A 19351-nucleotide genomic window follows, 5' to 3' on the forward strand; every position below is an offset into this window, starting at 1 on the left:
AAAGCCTGCCGGCCGTATCCATCTGAATGAACGATGCCTGCAAGCTTTTTTAGCGGGTTAATGTTTTAACGATTTTTTTAAAGCTCATATCTGAGTCGACTTTGAAATGGCCGGCGCGGATTTCTTTATGGTAGCCTGCGTCAATGACGTAATCATTAAAGTCCTTCGCTGAAGGAATAATCCCTTCTTTTTCAAGAATGGATGATACATCAGCAGTGCTCATTCCGTCTTTAATCGTCAGTTTGTATGTTACTTTTTTCTTTTTGGCGTCTGTGTTTTGGTCATTGTTTAACGATTTTTCTTTAGAATCAAGCAGTTTTTGATAGTCATCCCGGTTGACGGAGACTTTTTGCTGATCGTCGAGGTAGCTGTTTACTTCTTTTTCTGTCAATGCTGTTTTTTCGGTTTTAACGGCGGCTGCCTGGTCATGGTCAGTCAAGTAGAAGACAGCGGCGAGGACGGCCGTCGCTAAAATCATGCCTGCTGCAAAAGCCTGAATGCCCCGTTTTGTCATACGAGCACCTTCTCATTATCTTTAATAATGGTATTGACGTCCTCGACAGACACGTGCTCCGCTTTTGCGATGGCTTCCGCAGACATTCCGTTGTTATATTTTGAAATGATTTGTTTGGCGATTTTTTGGTTAATGCCGCTGCTTTTGGCTTTGCGGATCACGAGGTTGGTTTCCAGCAATTCTTCTTCAAGCACCGTCATTTTCTTTTTCAGCTTGTAAATTTCCTGCATGGCGGAAAGCTGAAGCGTTTCAAGCTCCTGTTCCACATCTTTCATCGGATCTCTTTGAGAATATGAGAATGCAATAAGCGCTATACTGACGATAAACAACGCAATAATAGCAATTTCCACGTTTCATCACCTTCTATTATTAATTTGCCCTTCTTTTTTATACCATAAAACGCCGCCATTCTAAAGGAAATAGAGAAAAAAACGGAATTTTGTCAGAAAATCTTTTTTATTCGGGGAGCAAACGGTTATTTCTCTATAGATTTCGCATCAGAAAGCCCTTTTTTGTCCTGTTTCGTCATATTTTCCCTTCATCTGACGCAAGCTCATTCAGAGGATCAGAAGCGTAAACTGATGTTTTCTGCACTTAAACAACATTTCATGTAAATCACTCTAGCATTCCGTCCATTATAGTGGTATTATATATAAGTCTGAATAAGTAAATGATATTTAGTTTGGAGGGAAAATAATGCGCGTTAATATTACTTTGGCTTGCACTGAATGTGGTGAGCGTAACTATATTTCTAAAAAGAACAAACGCAATAATCCGGACCGCGTTGAATTTAAAAAATATTGCCCACGTGATAAAAAATCTACGTTACACCGTGAAACAAAATAAGCTGTTTAAAACAGCGGAAAAAGCTGGAGCTTTCAATAAAGTTCTGGCTTTTTTGTCTTTCAGGGAGGTTTGAGAAACGTGAAAGCACAAATCAGAACCGATATAAAAGCAAAGCTTTCTGACATGTCAGAAAGTGAATGGGAGAAAAAATGCCGCAGCATGCGTGAAACGCTGTTTTCTTTAAAAGAATGGAAACAGGCCCGCGTGATCGCCGTTACCATCTCGACACGCCTGGAAATTCCGACACGGCCGATTATTGAACAGGCCTGGAAAGAGAAAAAACAAGTCTGTATCCCAAAATGCTTTCCGCAGACGGGAGCGATGGAGTTCCGTACATTTTCTGCGTATGATCAGCTGGAAACCGTATATGCGGGCCTCAGTGAACCGATCGAGAGCCTGACGGAAAAAGCCGCCCAAAAAGACATTGACCTTGTGATTGTGCCCGGCGTGGCTTTTGATCGGGAAGGCTTCAGAATCGGATACGGCGGAGGATATTATGATCGGTACCTGTCCGGTTATAAAGGCCGTACCGTGTCGCTTCTCTTTGACTGCCAGCTGACAGACCGCATTCCCCGCATGTCCCACGATATTCCGGTCGATATGATCGTGACTGAATCTGAAACCATCGCTTAATCGCATAAAAAACTTCTTGCACCGGAATAATTCTCGCTGTTTGACAAACGATAGGGGCAGGAGGGATAAGATGAAAAAATTGTTGATCTACTCATTATGCGCCGTATCTGTTTTAGCCGTTTACCAAAACCGCTACCGTCTGATGAACAGCGTGCTCAGCCAGCCGGGGATCAGACGGTCATTCATTCATTTCTTTTTAAAAATACCGTTTATCAGAAACAAATTCATTCAGCAGGCATTTTAAACAAATCCCGTTTTTCAGCGGGATTTTTTGCATTAGAAAACCTGCCGGTAAAAAACGGCAGGTTTTCTCGTATTGTCAGCTTTTTTTCAGGAAACCGATCAGAATTGAGATCATAGGAGAAATGTACAGGAAAAAGGTAAACGGCAGGTAGTCGATGACGGAAACCCCTAATGCGCTTGCCATAAAAGCGCCGCTTACTCCCCAGGGAATCAGCGGGTTGATCAATGTTCCGCCGTCCTCAAGCGACCGCGCAAGGTGAATCCGCTTAATGCTGAGCCTGTCATATAAAGGTTTATAAGATTGACCCGGAATTAAGATCGACAAATACTGCTCACCTGTCGCAAGGTTTACGCCTATACTTGAGAAGACGGTCGCCATGATAAGACGTCCTTTCGTATGCACGCCTTTTATCAATCCTTGAAGCAGCGCCGCGATCAGGCCCGTTTTTTCCATCAGGCCGCCGAGCGCAAAGGCGATCATGATCAGAGAGACTGAACCCATCATCGATTGGAGCCCGCCTCTGTTGATAATGCTGGCCACAGCCTGGTCGCCGGTTTTAAACGCCGTCCCGCTTTGCAGGGCGGATATAAATCCTTGAATGCTGCTGTCAGGAATAAAAACAGCAGTCAGAAGCCCTGCGGAAATAATACCGGCGGTAAGCACCGGAATCACGGAAACCCGTCTCACAGCTAAAATGATCACCAACAGAGGTGAAAGAAGCGACCAAGGCGTAACGTGCACGGCCTCTTTCATTCCGGAAATGACAGCCTCAATATTTTGCGTTGAAGCGGCATTTATTGAAACCGATGAACCGAGAATATAAAAAAGAACAATCGTGATCAGCAGTGCCGGAACGGTAGTGCCCATCATATGGCGAATATGCTTAAAAATCGGAATTTCGCCGATTCCGGCGGCAAAATTCGTCGTGTCGGACATCGGTGACATTTTATCACCGAAACAAGCCCCGCAAATGACTGCTCCCGCCGTCCATTCGAGCGGAACTCCCGCCGCGCTTGCTACCCCTAACAGCGCGACGCCGATTGTACTGACAGTTGTCAGACTTGAGCCGACAAGCGTGCTGATGATCATGCAGGAAAATAATGCGGTCAAAAGCAGCTGACTCGGCTGTATAATTGACAAAGCGTAAACGGTGACGGTGGGAATGGCGCCGCTGTACATCCAGGCGCCGATCAGCATACCGATCAAAGCCAGCACGATAATCGGCTGCACACCGTTTTTTAGTCCGCTGACAATTCCTTTTTCAAGACTGTCCCACGAGAAACCGAGCCACAAACCTGCCAAAGACAGAATAATGACGCAAAAGAACAGCGGCATATGCGGCTCTGTATGAAAGAAAAACAGGCAGGACATAATGACTGCTAACATCAAGACAAATAAACTGATGGCTGAGATGAACGTCAGCCTTTTTTCTTGTTTCAAAACAACACCCCATCAAACTTTAATCCTTTTGTGCTTTTGGGCACGAAAGTATTGTAACAGAAAAACGCTTAAATGAGTGTTTTTTTACAATTGTGAATATACAATTTATGAAAATAATACAAGGATATTTTCTCCAATCGTTTTTTGCTTGACGCCCGGATCAGTGATGAAATACGCTTATACTAAGAAGAATAGAAATGGTGAAGCAGATGAATTCATTTTATGACGTGCAGCAGCTGTTTAAGTCATTCGGACATATCGTTTATTTCGGTGACAGACAAGCCGAAATTGACTTTATGAAAGATGAATTAAAGGAAATGTACTTGTCAAACGTGATTGAAAGAGAATTATGGCAAAAAGCCGCCGGAGTTCTTCAGAGAGAATCGGAGCGGATCAAAGGCAGATAACAAAGCAGGATTTTAATAAGAAAAGGAGATTATTATGGAAGATACATGGTTTGCGGGGATTGATCTTGGCGGGACAACCATCAAGCTGGCCTTCATCAACATGTACGGTGAAATTCAGCATAAATGGGAAGTTCCGACCGATAAATCAGGAAACACAATTACGGTCACGATCGCCAAAGCGCTTGATCAGAAGCTGGAAGAACTGAACAAGCCGAAACGGATCGTAAAATGGATCGGAATGGGAGCGCCCGGCCCTGTGGAAATGGCGACGGGAATGGTCTATGAGACGACAAATATGGGGTGGAAAAACTATCCGCTGAAAGACCATCTCGAGGCGGAAACGGGTATTCCGGCCGTCATTGAAAACGATGCCAATATCGCTGCGCTCGGAGAAATGTGGAAGGGTGCAGGTGACGGGGCCAAAGATGTCATTTTAGTGACGCTCGGAACCGGAGTCGGCGGAGGCATCATCGCCAACGGAGAAATCGTTCACGGTAAAAACGGGGCCGGCGGAGAAATCGGTCATATTTGCAGTATTCCGGAAGGAGGAGCTCCGTGCAACTGCGGAAAATCCGGCTGCATCGAAACGATTGCGTCCGCAACAGGCATCGTCCGCATCGCGAAAGAAAAGCTTGCGGCGGTTTCCGGCTCTTCGCTCTTACAAGTGGATGATCTGACTGCACGTGACGTGTTCGAAGCGGCTAAACAGCAGGATAAGACAGCGCTTGAAGTCGTCGATTATGTCGCAAAACATTTAGGCCTCGTGCTCGGAAATCTGGCAAGCGCCATGAACCCGACGAAAATCGTGCTCGGCGGAGGGGTCTCTAAAGCGGGTGAAATCCTGCGGTCAAAAGTGGAAGAGACTTTCAAAATCACCGCGTTCCCCCGTTCTGCGGAAGTGGCCGATATTTCGATTGCGGCACTTGGAAATGACGCCGGAGTCATCGGCGGGGCGTGGATTGCCAAAAATGAATGGCTCAAACATCAAAATTGTTGAAGAAAGTCTGCCTGCCCATATCGCGGGCGGCTTTCTTTTTTTATCTCCCCTGTCATATAGTTTTTAAAAAAGGGGGATGAACATGGCGGGAATTCGTGTCAAACCTGAATTGAAACAGCATATGAAAGATATTGCAAAGGTGCTTTCAATTGATGAAAAACTGTTGAAAGCCGCTGATAAAACGGCGGAAAACGATGAATTATTTTGTCCCGGCTTTGCCGTGAGCGGGCAGTCAGAGGGTCCGCCGCTTGAGACGCTGAGCGGGCTTTCGCGATACATCCGGCGCTGTGAAAGGATTCTTTCCGCTGATCAATGGGTGAAGGAAGAAAAGGTGTACGGCTCCGAATCGGTTTATGAAGAAATTGAGAAAATAACGGATGTCTTTCCGTTTGTCACGTGCCGTAAAATCGGCAGTTCCGTATTGGGAAAGCCGCTATATGAGCTGAAAATAGGTGCGGATACGGTCGAAAGAAAAGTCCATGTAAACGCCTCATTTCATGCCAATGAATGGATCACCACCTCGGTCGCGCTTAAATGGTGTAAAGAATATTGCGCGGCATTATGCGAAAATAAAACCGTTTTCGGGCACTCTGCGCTTGATATATTCAGCCGGACATCATTGTCATTCGTTCCGCTCGTAAATCCCGACGGTGTTGATCTCGTACTTTACGGATGTGAAGATTTATCAGAAAAAAATGAATTTCTTAATCAATTAAATGAGCACCGCCCCGATTTCCGCGAATGGAAGGCGAATATAAACGGTGTGGATTTAAATAAACATTTCCCATCCAATTGGGATATTGAACAGAGGCGCAAACCGAAAGCCCCTTCATACCGTGATTTTCCGGGGACGGCGCCGCTCACTGAACCGGAGGCGCAGGCGATGCACCGGCTGATAACGGAACAGCCGCCTGACAGGCTGATCGCGCTTCATACACAGGGAGAAGAGATTTATTGGGGATACGAAGGATGTGAACCGGAGCAATCATCCCGGATGATTCGGGAGTTTGAAGCGATAAGCGGAAACCGCTATCAAGGCGTTAAAACCATTGACAGCCATGCCGGTTTTAGGGATTGGTTTATACAGCAGTATGGAAAAGAGGGCTATACCATTGAGCTCGGGAAGGGAAAAAACCCTTTGCCTTTTCATCAGTTTGCTGATATTTATCAAGCGACGGAAGGTATTTTGTGGAGGTCGCTTGTTTTTTGAGACATCTGTGAAATTTCTCATTTGTTTACATAAACAAATATGGGACAATAGAAAAGAATGGAGGGAAGGCTGGTGAGATACTTGGTTTGTGTTCTGCTGTCCGCATTCGTTCTGTGTTTAGCGGCCTGTGAACCATCTCATCAGCAGCAAGACACAGGCGTTTCGGCAAAATCGGCAGAACAGAAAATCGTTCCGCTCAGTAAAAAGGAAGCGGAGAAAACGGAAGGATGGCTGGATAACAGAACGATCCTGTATACAGCTCATCATCAGCTGATGAAATATGATCTTTTCAGCGGAAAATCCGAACGGCTCTATGAAACAAAGGGCAATATTGTCAATGTAAAGATCAGCCGGAAAAAACAGCTGATTCTCGTACAGGTGACAAGCAAAGGTCAGACTGAGCTTGTGCTTATGAACAAGCAGGGGAAAAGACTTTATCACAAAGCCTTTAACTCTTATGAGCTGGAGACGGCTTGGAATCCGTATGACCCGTATCAAATGATGATTACCGTTTTTACTGAAACATGGGACTTCACAGCCTATACGGCCGATATGAACAACGGCATTTTAAAAAAGAGTCCCGTTCAGGCCCCTTTTGTCCATTGGACCTCCACTGATGAATTCCAATATATCAAGCAAGGAAAAACGGAGGAAGAGGGTCCTTTATATTCTTATGACTTGCAGACAAAAAAAGAAAAAAGAGTGCTTCATCACGTCATCTGGGCTGATTCCCGCCCGGGCATGGCGATTGCCGTCAGACAAACGGATCAATCGGACGGAGACGGCGAGTTCCTTTTCCAAAAGCCGGCATCCGTGACACACCGCTTTCCTCTCCAAGAAAAGTATGACAGCTTTGCGCCGATGGAATATGATTACGATCAGACACACAAGCGGTTTTACATATTCAAGCCTGAAGGCCGCTCTTACAATCTGATCAGCTTTGACTTAGGAGACGAACGGGAGCGGACGGTGCTCAAAAACACGGAAATGGAGCCGATTCAGATCTCTCCGAACGGGGAATACGCTTTATACGGCTTTACGTATGACCGTCTGATTTCACTGAAAACAGGCATGACAGAACCAATCATAACAAATGAAAAAGGAGTTTGAACCAAATGGCAATTGCAGATGTGACAATCATTCCGATCGGAACAAAAACACCGAGCGTCAGTGAGTATGTAGCGGATGTGCAAAACATTTTGGAGGGTTACAAAGCTGCCGGCAAAATCAAATTTCAGCTCACGCCGATGAACACGTTGATTGAAGGTGAGCTGAGCGACTTATTCGCAGTCATTCAGGACATTCACGAAGCCCCGTTCCAAAAAGGGCTGCACAGAGTGGCGACAAATATCCGCATTGATGACAGACGTGATAAAGAAACGACGCTGGAGAGCAAAATCAAAAGTGTCAGCAAACATTTGCAGCAATAAAAAATAAGCCTGTATCCATTGGATACAGGCTTTTAATGTGCAGTCGGATAGCCGCTGGTTACAACGGTCATTACGGTAAACCAGCCAAACACGCCCAGCGTGGCGGCGGCTAACAAAAATCCCAGGATATTTCTCTGTCTGACAGCCCGCAGGACTCCTAATACAGCTAATAATGCGACAAGGCCGAAGATTACAACAAGTAACATCATGCTCCTCCTTTGTCATTGGAACCTGAAAATCTTTCCATTTCATTTTAACCGTTTTCATTTTGTTTGTCGATAGCGTTTTCCCGGACGCATTCATTGAATCTTCCGCAGAAAACCTTCATAATAAGGGCATATACATAAAGAGGTGATGAAAGTGAAATGGAGACGAATGCCGGCCGGTCCGATTCAGGCAAACGCGTATTTTCTTGTCAGTGAGGATCAGTCCTGTCTTATTTTTGATCCGGGCGGGGAAGCGGACAAAATCAACAATTACATAAAAGAAAACAATCTGAAGCCGCTGGCCATCTTACTGACGCACGCTCATTTTGACCATATCGGCGCGCTTGATGAAGTAAGAGACAGATGGGATGTTCCAGTATATCTTCACAAAAATGAAGAAAAGTGGCTGGAGGACTCTTCCTTAAACGGATCAGGCATATTGCGGGGCATCGCCGTAACGGCACGGCCCGCCGAACGGCTGATTGAAGGCGACGGCATATTGGACATCGGACCTTTCCATTTGGAGACATTGTTTACGCCGGGACATTCACCGGGAAGCGTTTCTTATTATGTGAAGGACGCTGATCTGGTGATTTCAGGTGATGTGCTTTTTCAGGGAGGCATCGGCCGAACAGATTTACACGGCGGAAGTCAGGACGTATTGCTTGATTCCATTCATCAAAAACTGCTCACGCTTCCCGGACATACACTTGTATTAAGCGGGCACGGGCCGGAAACGGATATCCAGACAGAGCAGGAGCGAAACCCGTTTATCAATGGTTTTTCACTGTAAATGAAAAAAGACAGACCATAATGGTCTGTCTTTTTCTGTCAGTGGGTTCCGCCGCCCGGTGTCATAATAAAAATAGAGTAATATGTAAATCCGGCGAAAAATACGGTTAAGTAAGCTCCGAAAATATAAATATACATCCGCTCAGTCAGATTCAAATAAGAAAGAAATACGAAAAAGATCGTCTGTCCAAAAAACAAAAGAGAAGCGTCTTTCATGCCCCCTAAAAAAAACATGACTGCAAATATCCCCGTCCAAAATCCTAACACCCGGAACATGCGATTCATTCCTTATCCCCTCCCGAGAGTCTATCTGAAGTTTATTATAATAGATCGGCACTCAAAATGTAAACATTTTCATGATTATATTTATTGTGGAATTTATGTCTTTCCCTGTGTTTTATATCTTATGCCGCTCTCTGAAAAAGATCCGAAAAATCTTTTTGAAATATGTTTAATGAAAAAAAGTTCAGGGTACTTATGTTAACAAAGAGACGGATTATCCGAGGGAGGAATTTTTAAAAATGAAAGAACTTATTTTTTATTCATACCCGAGCTGCACATCATGCCGAAAAACGAAACATTGGTTAAAAGCCCACAATGTTGACTTTCAAGAGCGCCATCTATTCAGGGAGACACCGACAATTGATGAATTGAAGCAGATCTTATCATTAACGACCGAAGGAATTGATGAAATATTGGCGACGAGAAGCCAAACATTTAAAAACCTCAACCTGAACATTGAAGAAATGACTGTAAATGAAGTGCTGAAGCTTTTGACTGAGAAGCCGAAACTGCTGCGGCGTCCGATTCTGATTGATCGCAATAAGCTCGTTATCGGATACAATCCAGGAGAACTGATGAAGCTGACGAAGAAAAAAACGGTACATCAATCTGTATCATAAGAGAAAAACGAAGATCCGCTGATCAAAATTTATCAGCTAATCTTCGTTTTTTGCGGTTGCGGGACTGGGCTAGCTGGATTCGAACCAACGATCACGGAGTCAAAGTCCATTGCCTTACCGCTTGGCTATAGCCCATCGGATGTAATTACAGTATGTGCGTCAGGCGCCGATTTATACATACAAAGGAATTTGAATGGAGGAGACCTGTGAAACATTTGAATGAAACATTATCTCGAGCCTTAATTGAAGAATCAGGTGAAATCACACGCCAGTGGCTGCTCATACTAAAATCGGGGCGGCCTTCAGATGATCAGAAAGCGGAAATGCAACACCGTCTGTTAATTGAAATCGTTGCCGGCATTCTATCGGAAAAAGACGGCGGGGAAGAGGAGCTGACAAAATGGGCGCTTCAGTTCGCAAGGGACCGGGCCGTCCATGAAGTACCGGTCTATGAAAGCGTCACGAGCTTTAAAGAATTCCGGAGATTGGTCTGGAACCGGATACAGACATGCTGTGAAACAATGTCTGAGAAGCCTGGGGCGAATGCGGTATTCCATTGGGGAGAGAAGCTGAACAAAGCAATTGACCATATGATTGAAGTATTTACAGAGGAATATTATAAAGTGACGGTTACACAATTAAACGCCCAAAAAGAAATGATTAACGAACTAAGCGCGCCGATTATGCCGATTGCCGACGGTATTGGAATTTTGCCGCTCGTCGGTGAAATTGACACCTACCGGGCAAGAATGATTTTGGAATCGGTGCTTGACCAATGTTCCTCGCTCCGGCTTTCTTATTTATTTTTAGATATCTCAGGTGTGCCGATTGTGGATACGATGGTCGCTTATCAGATTTTTAAAGTGATTGACAGCACAAAACTTCTTGGCATAGAAACGACAATCTCAGGCATCAGGCCGGAAATCGCGCAGACCGTCGTGAAGCTCGGCATCGATTTTTCTCAGGTGAAAACGGAGCAGAGTCTGGCGAAAGCGCTGGCAAAAAACGGATTTATCGTAAAAGAATCATTAAGATGATAAAAAGCTGAATGGCCGGGAGGGATTTCTCCCTCAGCTATTCAGCTTTGTCAGCTTCAATCGTAATGATATGATGGCTGTCGATTTCTTTTACCGTAAATGTGTAGCCTTCAAAATCAATGGTGCTCCCGGGCTTCGCGTCAATATGCTGAGTAAGAAACCAGCCTCCGAGTGTATCGACTTGATCAGCCGTAATCTCTGTTCCGAGTACATCATTGACGTCACTGATCAGCAATTTGGCGTTCAGGAGATAGCGGTTCATCCCAAGCTTTTGAACGGAAGGTGTTTCGTCCGTATCAAATTCGTCGCGGATTTCGCCGACGATCTCTTCAATGATATCTTCCGCCGTTACTAATCCCGCGGTTCCGCCGTACTCATCAATGAGAATGGCCATATGGGCGTGTTCCCGCTGCATTTTAACGAATAATTGATAAATCGGAATCGTCTCAATCACGTGGATCGCCGGCTGGATGTAAGGGCTGAGTTCGTGTTTTGTAAACGCCGCTCCTTCTGACAGGAATCTGAATAAAACTTCTTTTATATTGATGATGCCGACTACATGATCTTTATCTCCTTTTACTACGGGATACCGGGTATATTTATTTATTTTGATAATGTCCCGGAGCATATGTCCCGATCCGCTGTCTAACGGCAGGCTCACCATTTCATTCCGGGGCACCATAATTTCTTTGGCAGTGCGCTTATCAAATGTAAAAATGTTATTTACGTAATGGAGCTCGCTTTTTTTAATCATGCCGCTTCGATAGCTTTCGGCAAGGAGCACCCGCAATTCCTCTTCCGTATAAGCCATTTCATGTTCGGAAGCAGGCTTCAAGCCGAACATGGCTGTAATCAGGCGGGCGGAATGATTGAGCAGCCAGATGAACGGAAACATTAACTTATAAAACAAAATCATCGGTCTGGCAGACAAAAGTGTAATCCGCTCGGCTTTTTGGATAGCAAAACTTTTCGGGGCGAGTTCGCCGATAACGACATTCACATATGTAACCAGCAGAAAGGCGATGATCAATGACAGTACTTGGGCAACCGCTTCGTGAACTCCGGTCTTTAAAAATAACGGCTGAAGCATTGCTTTGACTGTCGGTTCACCCAGCCAGCCGATTCCCAAAGCGGTGACGGTGATGCCCAATTGGCATGCCGATAAATATTCATCGAGGTGTGTAATGACATGCTTGGCTGCTTTTGCTCCCTTTACATCTTCCTCAATGAGCTGATTAATGCGGGAGCGCCTTGCTTTAACGATTGAAAACTCTATGGCGACAAAACACGCCGTTAATAAAATAAATAGTACGATGGCAGATAGTTTGATGATATACAATGTAACGCCTTCCGCGAAGGAAGGCTTGCACCTCCCTTTTTTCGGAATAATACCACTGTAGAAAGCTGCTCAAACATCGAACCTGGTTTAGCCTGCTTCATTTACGGTAATAAAACAAGAAAGGAATACTGGAGGATGACAAGAGATGAAGGTACATTCGGGTGCGGACTGGCTGTGGTACCAGCTCGGTCCGCATGAAAAAACGGAAGCGAAAAAAATGATCCATCACAATCACTGGCCGCAATGCGAAAAGTGGTTTGAACATGAAAATCATATAAACTTTCTGCGCTCAGATACAAATGATCAGAATAATGAAGCGGTTTTCGGTTCTTTAATCTATCATCAAGGATTAGATGATGAAAAAAACCATACCGTATTTCACTTTTATATTACGAGAGAATTCTTTTTTACAATTAATTTTGATTTTTCGCTGCTGCGCGGTGTAAAAGAAAAGCATGCCACACAGCAGATTCAAACCTGTGAAAATCCGATTGAAGGCTTTTTTGTTCTGCTGGGAGAGCTGATGAATTCATATCTGATCGGACTGGATGAATTTGAAGTCAAGCAGCGGACGCTGAAATGGCAGATTCATGATGACAACAGCAAAGGAATCTTGGAAAATGTGCATAAACTGCGCCATGAGCTGTTCATTTGGAAAGGCCTTACACTGGGGGCTAAAAAAGTGGAAATGGCTTTAAAAGAAGCTTTTCTCCCGAAAAATGACAGGCAGAAAGATTACCTCAGAGCTCATCAAAAGATGGAAAGAGGAATTATATATATCAATGAGTTTGATCAGGAATTGAGCAACCTGCTGCACGCCGAGGAAGTCATTACCTCCCAAAGAGGAAATGAAATTGTGAAAGCCTTGACGATCTTTACAACTCTCTTTACACCGATGACGGCGCTTGGAGCTCTCTGGGGGATGAACTTTGATAACATGCCGGAGCTTCATTGGAAATATGCGTATATTTGTTCCATCGTGCTCATTATTGTATCAACCCTGCTGATTTATATTTATCTGCGGCAGAAAGGCTGGACAGGGGACATTTTGAGGGAGCATCAAAAAAAATATTTGCGGAAAGAAAAGAAACGCTAAGAAGAGCAGGCAAACGCCTGCTTTTTTTGATGGCTGGCTGAAAATGGCCGAATGGTTCCCGATTTCATTCGGTAAATCAAAGTCAGGGGCCTATTTTTTATTTTTTGCGTTTTACACCCTGTAAAACGCATAATCTCTCCTTTGCCGGCTTTTGTGTATCTGATTTACAATACGTGCGGAAGGAGGGAAGTCTTGTGAAAAATATTGAAACATACAGCAGGAACATCATAAACGAGGCCTATACGGCAAGGGCTTCAGATATACACATTGTGCCGAGAGAAAAGGATGCTTTCATTCATTTTCGCATCGGCCATGCTCTTGTGAAAAAAAGAGTCTTAAAAAAAGAGGAATGCGTAAGGCTTATTTCTCATTTTAAGTTTTTATCGGCCATGGATATAGGAGAAAGACGTAAGCCGCAAAACGGGTCATTGTCTCTGCCGCTTCCGACGGAAACCGTTCATTTGAGAATGTCAACCTTGCCGACAATGAATGATGAAAGTCTTGTCATCAGGCTTTTGCCTAAGCGGCAGATTCCCCCTCTGGATAAATTGTCCTTATTTCGGGGGGCGGGCGCCGCATTATTGTCCTTTCTGAAGCATTCGCACGGCCTGCTTCTGTTTACCGGCCCCACCGGATCTGGAAAAACGACCACTCTTTACTCTCTTGTCAACTATGCAAAAAGGCATTTCAACCGGCGTATTGTCACGCTTGAAGACCCCGTAGAAACAAGAGATGAGGATGTGTTGCAAGTTCAGGTGAATGAAAAAGCCGGAGTCACATATTCCGCCGGTTTAAAAGCGATTTTAAGACATGATCCCGATATGATCATCTTAGGGGAAATCAGGGATGCCGAGACGGCTGAAATCGCAGTCCGCGCGGCCATGACGGGACACCTCGTTCTTTCAAGCCTGCATACAAGAGATGCTAAGGGGGCCATATACAGGCTGCTGGAGTTCGGCGTGAACATGACAGAAATTGAACAAACCGTCATTGCCATTGCCGCTCAGCGTCTGGTTGATTTAACATGTCCGTTCTGCAAAGAGGAAAACTGTTCCGTGTACTGCCGGATGTACAGGGAGACACGCCGTGCGGGCATTTATGAACTGCTCTACGGGAAAAACCTCACCCAATGCTTTCAGGAAGCAAAGGGAGAGCACGCCAATTTTCAATATCAGACGCTCCGCAGGCTGATCAGAAAAGGAATCGCGCTCGGCTATGTCACGACCGACAATTACGATCGGTGGGTGTATCATGAAGCGGATTAAACGAACCTGGCCGTTGAAGGATCAAGCGGCTTTTTTGAAAAGACTCGGTGAAATGACGGAAAAAGGATACAGTCTGATTGAAGGGCTCAGACTGCTGAAACTCCAGCTGCATAAACGTCAGCTTGCAGAGCTGACGGACGGAATCCGCCGGCTGAGGGAAGGTGATGCGTTTTACCAAGTGCTTGAGGCACTGTCTTTTCATAAAGAAGCCGTCTCTATCTGCTATTTCGCAGAGAAACACGGGGAATTGCCGGGGGCGATGAAACAAAGCGGCGACTTGTTACAGAGAAAGCTCATGCAGACGAATCAAATCAAAAAAATGCTCCGGTATCCGATGTTTTTAATATCTTCCGTCTGTGTCATGTTTTATATCCTGCAAAGTTTAATTATTCCGCAGTTTTCTGGGATTTATCAATCAATGAATATGAATACATCCGGTGCGACTGCTTTCATCTTTGCGTTTTTTCGGCATTTTCATGAAGCCTGCGCACTTGCGCTGTCCGCCGCTTTCTGCTTGTTTTTGTACGTTTGGTTCTTATGTAAGAAAAAATCCCCGCAAGATAAAATGCTGATTGTTGTGAAAATACCCCTCTTAGGAAAAGCGGCCGTTCTTTTTAACAGCTACTTTTTCTCTTTACAGCTCAGCAGTCTTCTGAAATCCGGCCTTTCTATCTATGACAGCTTAACAGCTTTTAAAGAACAATCTTTTCTGCCTTTTTATCGTGAAGAAGCAGAGATGCTCATTACACGTCTGAAAGCCGGAGAAACCATAGAATCCGCTCTTTCCGGGCATCCGTGTTATGAAAAAGACCTTGCGGCTGCAGTCAGACACGGACAGGCAAACGGCCTGCTTCACCGCGAACTTTATACGTACAGCCAGTTTATGATGGAGCGTCTTGAACAAAACGCGGCGAAGTATACCGGCATTCTCCAGCCTGTCATTTACGGTGTTGTGGCCGGTATGATTTTAATTGTCTACATGTCAATGCTGATGCCGATGTACCAGATGATGAACCAAATGTAAGGGAGTGCTTCGTCTGAAAAATCAAGATGGATTTACTTTAATTGAAATGCTGATCGTTTTATTTATCGTTTCCATTCTGCTTTTAATTACCATTCCTAACGTTACAAAACATAATCAAAGCATTCAGCATAAAGGCTGTGAAGGACTGCAGAATATGGTGAAAGCCCAAGTGACGGCGTACGAAATCGATCATGAAGGTAAAATGCCGGATATGAACGATTTACAATCAGAGGGGTATATCAAAAAGAATACAGCCTGCCCGAATGGTAAACAGATCTTAATTAGTGGCGGAGAAGTTACTGTTGAACAATAACAGGCGGACAGAAAATGGGTTTACCCTTCTTGAAAGCCTGATTGTGTTAAGCCTGGCGTCCGTCCTGCTGACGGTTTTGTTCACGACGGTTCCGCCGGTCTGCACCCACCTTGCCGTGCGGCAAAAAACAGAACAGCTCCAAAAAGATATTCAGCTTGCTCAGGAAACGGCTATCGCAGAACATAAAAGAACAAAAATCACTTTTCTTCCAAAAGAGCATAAATACAAACTGCAGTCAGGCGGAAGGATTGTCGAGCGTTCTTTTGATTCGCTTCATATTACACTTGTGACTTTACCGGAGAGCCTTGAATTTAACGAAAAAGGCCATCCGAATTCGGGAGGAAAGATTCAATTGAAGAGCGCCGGGTTCACCTATGAGATAACAGTTTACTTAGGGAGCGGAAATGTCCATGCTAAACGGAAATAAGGGGTTCTCTACTATTGAAACACTATCAGCAATGGCCATTTGGCTGTTCCTTATGACGTCTATCATTCCGGTCTGGACGGACATGCTGACAGATGGTCTGAAAATAGAAGATCGCCAGGAAGCGTACCAGCTTCTTCAGAAACATATCAGCACTTATATGATGACCGGAAAAAAGCCGCCGTCTCCCGGTGTGAAGTGGAAGGAGGATGGTGAGTATTACAAAGTGTGTGCAGCTGACCGCAGCGAAAAAGAAATGTGCCTCAGTATTCTCAAAACAGACTGGCTTTACGCTTCTTAATGTTTTGTTCTCCTTAGCAGTCTGTCTTTTCCTATCAGGAACCCTGGGCCCGATTTTACATCTGTTTTTATCAAACCGGGCCGATAACGGCGGATTAGACGGCCGGGAGCATCAAATTGCCGTTCAGCAGATCATGAACGAATGTAAACAGGCCGAGACTGTGAAGCCGGCGGACGGCGGACGGGCGTTAGCATGCCGGAAAACAGGAGGCGAAGAAGTGCGTTTTGAAATTTATCATAAGATGATAAGGAAAAGAGTAAACGGAAAAGGCCACGTGCCGATCCTGCAAAACGCGGCATCATTAACGGCTGATGTGAAAAACGGCCTGATCTTATTAGAGATCTCAAGCGTTGCAGGTAAAAAGAATCAGTCGGTTATTCCGGTTTACAGCTCTTTTAAAGGTGATTAAATGTACAAATCTGACGGTTTTATATATCCCGCGGTTCTGTTTGTTTCTGCCGCAGTTTTACTTGTCATCAGCTATACTTCATCTGATTTCATCACCCGAAAAACATTTGCAAAAGAGGCAGGGGAGTACTGGATCGGAGAGAACCTGCTCCAAAACGGCGCGCTGCTGTCAAGCCGCCATATGGCACAGGGAAAAAAGGCCCGAACTGGTACACAGCGTTTTCCGTATGGCACCGTTTCTTTTCACATCACCGGGAGTGATCGCCGCGAAACGGTTCAGGTTACAATTCAGGCGGAAACCACGACAGGTACGAGACGGGAGGCTCACCTTTTGTTCGATCAGAAGAAGAAACAGCTGATTCAATGGACGGAAGTATAAAAAAGAGGCGGCGGGACAACACTTCATAGTAAAGACAGCACTATGAGGTGAGAGCCGTGAAAACAAATGATTATGTAAAATATATGACTGAGCAATTCGTTAAATATTTCGATACACCGAAACAGGAACGGAAAGAGCGAAAAGAAGTGCGGAAAGAAAAGAAAGTGCCGGCTTCTCAGCACTGGTTCGGAATATTGCCGTACAGTTTTAAGCTGTGGATGCAGCGGAAAAAATAAAGTTGAATCACACGAAAGGTCCTCCTGATACAGGAGGGCCTTATTGGTATTCCTCAATGACAGCAATTTTATTTACCTTTTGGCTGTAGGGATTAAAAGAAATCGTAACAAACACGCCAAATTCTTTTGCGCCATCCCGCAATGTCAAGTGGTATTGCTTGACTGCTTCGTCCGTTCTTTTCCGATCCCACACCTTTTGAATAAATAACGTTTGGGCGAGCGGATATCTTTTTTTAGCTTCTTTTTCTGCTAACTTTTCCCATTTCGATTGATGGTGAACAGCATAATAAGGCACCGTTTCCGCCTGAGCTGTTCCTGAAACCCCGAAAACAAGAAGAGAAAGGCAAATCAGACTTTGTTTGATCATCATTCTTCGTCCTTTCGCTGTATATACTTTCCATTTTGTTCTAATCACTTCGTTATTTTCTCACGTTTTATTAGAAAAAATTCCAAAAAGGTGTGTAATTTGAAGCAAAACGATGTTTTTGAAAGATAACATTCTTAAAAACGAACAATTTGACCGATTTTGACATTTTTCAAGACGATAATCCTTGATTATACTTTGTTCATGCAGTTCTTTAAAGAGAACGTTTGTCATATCTATTAACAGTTTTACAGGGGGTAAGGCATGTTCCGATTGTTGCGAATGGAAAAAAAGGGCAAGGTGAGATGGCGGATGATGCTATTGTTACGGCTTTCGTTCATTTTTTGCCTGTCCGTGACGATATGTGCTCAGTTCACAGGTGATACAAGTTCCTCCTTCAATGATGTGAAAAGCTTCAGTCTCCCGGTTCAAACGTGCGGGGATTTTCAATATACGGATGACGATTGCCGTTATGACGAACGCTGGGATCAAAGTGATTTACATATGACAAATCAAACTGATACGTCAGGCACCGTGTGTGCGCCGCTTCAGCTCTATGCCGAGCTGGAGAATAAGGGAAAAGAGCGGACTGTTTCTGACTGGAAATGGGAGCTCCATAAAATCGCTTCTCAGCAGCAGCCTTTACGAAACGGCAATGTTGTGGATAAAGGGCTTATTACTGATAAAAAAAGCAAAACGATTTATAAAATTGAGTCAAAGCGGTCTTTGCAGCCGGGCATATACGCATTCAAGGTTTACAAGCCTGAAGGGTACCCGGCCGACGAAGAAAAATTTGAGTGGTCAAAACCGATGAAACTCGTCAAATGCCGGGAACAGGCGACCGTTTCCGATCTAAAGAAAACGGAGAAAGAGCCGGCTGAGCCGGTAAAAGAAAGCGGGGAAGAACATGAAAAAAACGCTGAAACTGATCAGTAATATTTTGTATGCCGTCATCTTCAGCTTGATTATTGTGCTGACGTTAACGGTGATTTCGACCCGGGCTTCCGGGGGTGAGCCGGCCATTTTCGGCTATACGCTGAAATCCGTGCTGTCGGGTTCAATGGACCCGGAATTTAAGACGGGTTCGCTCATAGCGGTAAAGAAAATTTCTGACGTGAATGACTTAAAAAAAGGGGATGTGATCACCTTTACGCAAGATGACGGAACAGCCGTCACACACAGAATAATCAGGATCACAAAGAAGGACGGGAACCTGCTGTTTGAGACAAAAGGGGACCATAATGCCGCCCCGGATGCCGCACCCGTTCAAGCTGAAAAAGTGGCGGCCCAGTATACGGGATATCAGCTTCCGTATGCCGGATATGTCATCCATTTGGCCAGCCAGCCGATCGGAACGGCGATTCTGTTAATCGTTCCCGGCGTCATGCTTTTGATTTACTCCATAACAGTCATTGTCAGCGCCCTCCGCGATATTGAGCGGAAAACGAAAGCGCTGGAAGAACATGCGAAAAAGGGAACCATCTCCACATGAATACGGTTGCAACCTGGCGACAGGATTTGATAACAAAACTAAAAAGTAAGGG

29 protein-coding genes and 1 tRNA gene are annotated in these 19351 nt (G+C 44.8%); 22 read left to right on the forward strand and 8 right to left on the reverse strand.

The window, feature by feature from the left end; translation table 11 throughout:
• Positions 1–49: 49 nt before the first annotated feature.
• Entirely contained in the window at positions 50–514 is a 465-nt protein-coding gene (locus OQ477_RS02585) for an endolytic transglycosylase MltG (protein ID WP_007408308.1), read from the reverse strand.
• Positions 511–864: a hypothetical protein gene (locus tag OQ477_RS02590; protein WP_003153047.1), complete on the reverse strand. Its 354-nt coding sequence runs from the start codon at positions 862–864 to the stop codon at positions 511–513. The genes OQ477_RS02585 and OQ477_RS02590 overlap by 4 nt, the downstream gene beginning before the upstream one ends.
• Positions 865–1210: 346 nt before the next feature.
• Between OQ477_RS02590 and rpmG the strand changes: the two genes are divergently transcribed.
• The 3 genes from rpmG to OQ477_RS02605 all read left to right on the forward strand — a co-directional run bounded on the left by rpmG (position 1211) and on the right by OQ477_RS02605 (position 2237).
• On the forward strand, positions 1211–1360 hold the full coding sequence (rpmG, locus tag OQ477_RS02595) for a 50S ribosomal protein L33 (protein ID WP_003153056.1): 150 nt from the start codon (positions 1211–1213) through the stop codon (positions 1358–1360).
• Between the two features lie 78 nt (positions 1361–1438).
• Positions 1439–1993 (forward strand): 5-formyltetrahydrofolate cyclo-ligase, encoded by a 555-nt coding sequence (locus tag OQ477_RS02600; protein ID WP_265971276.1) that lies wholly within the window; start codon positions 1439–1441, stop codon positions 1991–1993.
• Between the two features lie 70 nt (positions 1994–2063).
• Positions 2064–2237 carry a hypothetical protein gene (locus tag OQ477_RS02605; protein WP_007408311.1) on the forward strand — a complete coding sequence of 58 codons (174 nt, stop codon included), beginning with the start codon at positions 2064–2066 and terminating at the stop codon, positions 2235–2237.
• Positions 2238–2312: 75 nt separating this feature from the next.
• Here OQ477_RS02605 and nhaC read toward each other — a convergent pair whose 3' ends face one another.
• The gene (gene nhaC, locus OQ477_RS02610; protein ID WP_265971277.1) at positions 2313–3677 is read right to left on the reverse strand and encodes a Na+/H+ antiporter NhaC; all 1365 of its coding nucleotides are present in this window, start codon (positions 3675–3677) and stop codon (positions 2313–2315) included.
• A 197-nt stretch (positions 3678–3874) separates the two neighbouring features.
• On the opposite strand from nhaC, the gene OQ477_RS02615 reads away from it, so the two are divergent.
• From OQ477_RS02615 to OQ477_RS02635, 5 genes are all read left to right on the forward strand, one after another.
• Positions 3875–4084, forward strand: a complete 210-nt coding sequence (locus tag OQ477_RS02615) for a YqgQ family protein (protein WP_007612586.1) — start codon at positions 3875–3877, stop codon at positions 4082–4084.
• A gap of 34 nt (positions 4085–4118) precedes the next feature.
• Positions 4119–5081 carry a glucose kinase GlcK gene (glcK, locus tag OQ477_RS02620; RefSeq protein ID WP_265971278.1) on the forward strand — a complete coding sequence of 321 codons (963 nt, stop codon included), beginning with the start codon at positions 4119–4121 and terminating at the stop codon, positions 5079–5081.
• Positions 5082–5163: 82 nt separating this feature from the next.
• A complete protein-coding gene (locus OQ477_RS02625) occupies positions 5164–6291 on the forward strand; it encodes a M14 family metallocarboxypeptidase (protein WP_265971279.1) in 1128 nt (375 codons plus the stop codon).
• 72 nt (positions 6292–6363) lie between these two features.
• Positions 6364–7401 carry a hypothetical protein gene (locus OQ477_RS02630; protein ID WP_265971280.1) on the forward strand — a complete coding sequence of 346 codons (1038 nt, stop codon included), beginning with the start codon at positions 6364–6366 and terminating at the stop codon, positions 7399–7401.
• 5 nt (positions 7402–7406) lie between these two features.
• Positions 7407–7721, forward strand: coding sequence for an MTH1187 family thiamine-binding protein (locus tag OQ477_RS02635; protein ID WP_003153073.1), 315 nt, complete (start codon positions 7407–7409; stop codon positions 7719–7721).
• Between the two features lie 32 nt (positions 7722–7753).
• Here the strand turns inward: OQ477_RS02635 and OQ477_RS02640 are convergent, their stop codons facing one another.
• Entirely contained in the window at positions 7754–7927 is a 174-nt protein-coding gene (locus OQ477_RS02640; protein ID WP_003153076.1) for a DUF2759 domain-containing protein, read from the reverse strand.
• A gap of 154 nt (positions 7928–8081) precedes the next feature.
• Between OQ477_RS02640 and OQ477_RS02645 the strand changes: the two genes are divergently transcribed.
• Positions 8082–8720, forward strand: coding sequence for an MBL fold metallo-hydrolase (locus tag OQ477_RS02645; protein WP_003153077.1), 639 nt, complete (start codon positions 8082–8084; stop codon positions 8718–8720).
• A gap of 38 nt (positions 8721–8758) precedes the next feature.
• On the opposite strand, the gene OQ477_RS02650 is transcribed toward OQ477_RS02645, so the two are convergent.
• A complete protein-coding gene (locus OQ477_RS02650; protein ID WP_003153078.1) occupies positions 8759–9004 on the reverse strand; it encodes a DUF2626 domain-containing protein in 246 nt (81 codons plus the stop codon).
• A gap of 236 nt (positions 9005–9240) precedes the next feature.
• Here OQ477_RS02650 and OQ477_RS02655 point away from each other — a divergent pair, with 236 nt between their 5' ends.
• Positions 9241–9621 carry a Spx/MgsR family RNA polymerase-binding regulatory protein gene (locus tag OQ477_RS02655; RefSeq protein WP_003153079.1) on the forward strand — a complete coding sequence of 127 codons (381 nt, stop codon included), beginning with the start codon at positions 9241–9243 and terminating at the stop codon, positions 9619–9621.
• Positions 9622–9685: 64 nt separating this feature from the next.
• Here OQ477_RS02655 and OQ477_RS02660 read toward each other — a convergent pair.
• A tRNA-Gln gene (locus OQ477_RS02660) sits at positions 9686–9756 on the reverse strand.
• 71 nt (positions 9757–9827) lie between these two features.
• Here OQ477_RS02660 and OQ477_RS02665 point away from each other — a divergent pair.
• Positions 9828–10658 (forward strand): STAS domain-containing protein, encoded by an 831-nt coding sequence (locus tag OQ477_RS02665; protein ID WP_265971281.1) that lies wholly within the window; start codon positions 9828–9830, stop codon positions 10656–10658.
• Positions 10659–10695: 37 nt separating this feature from the next.
• On the opposite strand, the gene OQ477_RS02670 is transcribed toward OQ477_RS02665, so the two are convergent.
• A complete protein-coding gene (locus OQ477_RS02670) occupies positions 10696–11997 on the reverse strand; it encodes a hemolysin family protein (protein WP_265971282.1) in 1302 nt (433 codons plus the stop codon).
• Between the two features lie 145 nt (positions 11998–12142).
• Here OQ477_RS02670 and OQ477_RS02675 point away from each other — a divergent pair, with 145 nt between their 5' ends.
• The 9 genes from OQ477_RS02675 to OQ477_RS02715 all read left to right on the forward strand — a co-directional run bounded on the left by OQ477_RS02675 (position 12143) and on the right by OQ477_RS02715 (position 17443).
• Positions 12143–13093 carry a magnesium transporter CorA family protein gene (locus OQ477_RS02675; protein WP_265971283.1) on the forward strand — a complete coding sequence of 317 codons (951 nt, stop codon included), beginning with the start codon at positions 12143–12145 and terminating at the stop codon, positions 13091–13093.
• A 194-nt stretch (positions 13094–13287) separates the two neighbouring features.
• The gene (gene comGA / locus OQ477_RS02680; RefSeq protein ID WP_007612574.1) at positions 13288–14358 is read left to right on the forward strand and encodes a competence type IV pilus ATPase ComGA; all 1071 of its coding nucleotides are present in this window, start codon (positions 13288–13290) and stop codon (positions 14356–14358) included.
• Positions 14345–15382, forward strand: coding sequence for a competence type IV pilus assembly protein ComGB (comGB, locus tag OQ477_RS02685; protein ID WP_265971284.1), 1038 nt, complete (start codon positions 14345–14347; stop codon positions 15380–15382). The genes comGA and comGB overlap by 14 nt, the downstream gene beginning before the upstream one ends.
• A gap of 4 nt (positions 15383–15386) precedes the next feature.
• A complete protein-coding gene (comGC, locus tag OQ477_RS02690) occupies positions 15387–15695 on the forward strand; it encodes a competence type IV pilus major pilin ComGC (RefSeq protein ID WP_003153087.1) in 309 nt (102 codons plus the stop codon).
• A complete protein-coding gene (comGD, locus tag OQ477_RS02695; protein ID WP_007612572.1) occupies positions 15685–16122 on the forward strand; it encodes a competence type IV pilus minor pilin ComGD in 438 nt (145 codons plus the stop codon). The genes comGC and comGD overlap by 11 nt, the downstream gene beginning before the upstream one ends.
• A complete protein-coding gene (gene comGE, locus OQ477_RS02700; protein WP_038459179.1) occupies positions 16106–16420 on the forward strand; it encodes a competence type IV pilus minor pilin ComGE in 315 nt (104 codons plus the stop codon). The genes comGD and comGE overlap by 17 nt, the downstream gene beginning before the upstream one ends.
• A complete protein-coding gene (comGF, locus tag OQ477_RS02705; RefSeq protein ID WP_265971285.1) occupies positions 16329–16829 on the forward strand; it encodes a competence type IV pilus minor pilin ComGF in 501 nt (166 codons plus the stop codon). Before comGE ends, comGF begins: the two co-directional genes overlap by 92 nt.
• On the forward strand, positions 16830–17207 hold the full coding sequence (gene comGG / locus OQ477_RS02710) for a competence type IV pilus minor pilin ComGG (RefSeq protein ID WP_044802560.1): 378 nt from the start codon (positions 16830–16832) through the stop codon (positions 17205–17207).
• Positions 17208–17263: 56 nt separating this feature from the next.
• Positions 17264–17443 (forward strand): YqzE family protein, encoded by a 180-nt coding sequence (locus OQ477_RS02715; RefSeq protein WP_022552966.1) that lies wholly within the window; start codon positions 17264–17266, stop codon positions 17441–17443.
• Positions 17444–17483: 40 nt separating this feature from the next.
• Here the strand turns inward: OQ477_RS02715 and OQ477_RS02720 are convergent, their stop codons facing one another.
• Positions 17484–17813 carry a DUF3889 domain-containing protein gene (locus OQ477_RS02720; RefSeq protein WP_038459175.1) on the reverse strand — a complete coding sequence of 110 codons (330 nt, stop codon included), beginning with the start codon at positions 17811–17813 and terminating at the stop codon, positions 17484–17486.
• 258 nt (positions 17814–18071) lie between these two features.
• Between OQ477_RS02720 and tapA the strand changes: the two genes are divergently transcribed.
• Positions 18072–18743 (forward strand): amyloid fiber anchoring/assembly protein TapA, encoded by a 672-nt coding sequence (gene tapA / locus OQ477_RS02725; protein ID WP_265971286.1) that lies wholly within the window; start codon positions 18072–18074, stop codon positions 18741–18743.
• On the forward strand, positions 18715–19299 hold the full coding sequence (gene sipW, locus OQ477_RS02730; RefSeq protein WP_265971287.1) for a signal peptidase I SipW: 585 nt from the start codon (positions 18715–18717) through the stop codon (positions 19297–19299). The genes tapA and sipW overlap by 29 nt, the downstream gene beginning before the upstream one ends.
• The last annotated feature ends 52 nt before the right edge of the window (positions 19300–19351 follow it).

Source organism: Bacillus sp. ChL18 (assembly GCF_026241425.1).
GTDB classification, from domain to species: Bacteria; Bacillota; Bacilli; order Bacillales; family Bacillaceae; genus Bacillus; species Bacillus velezensis.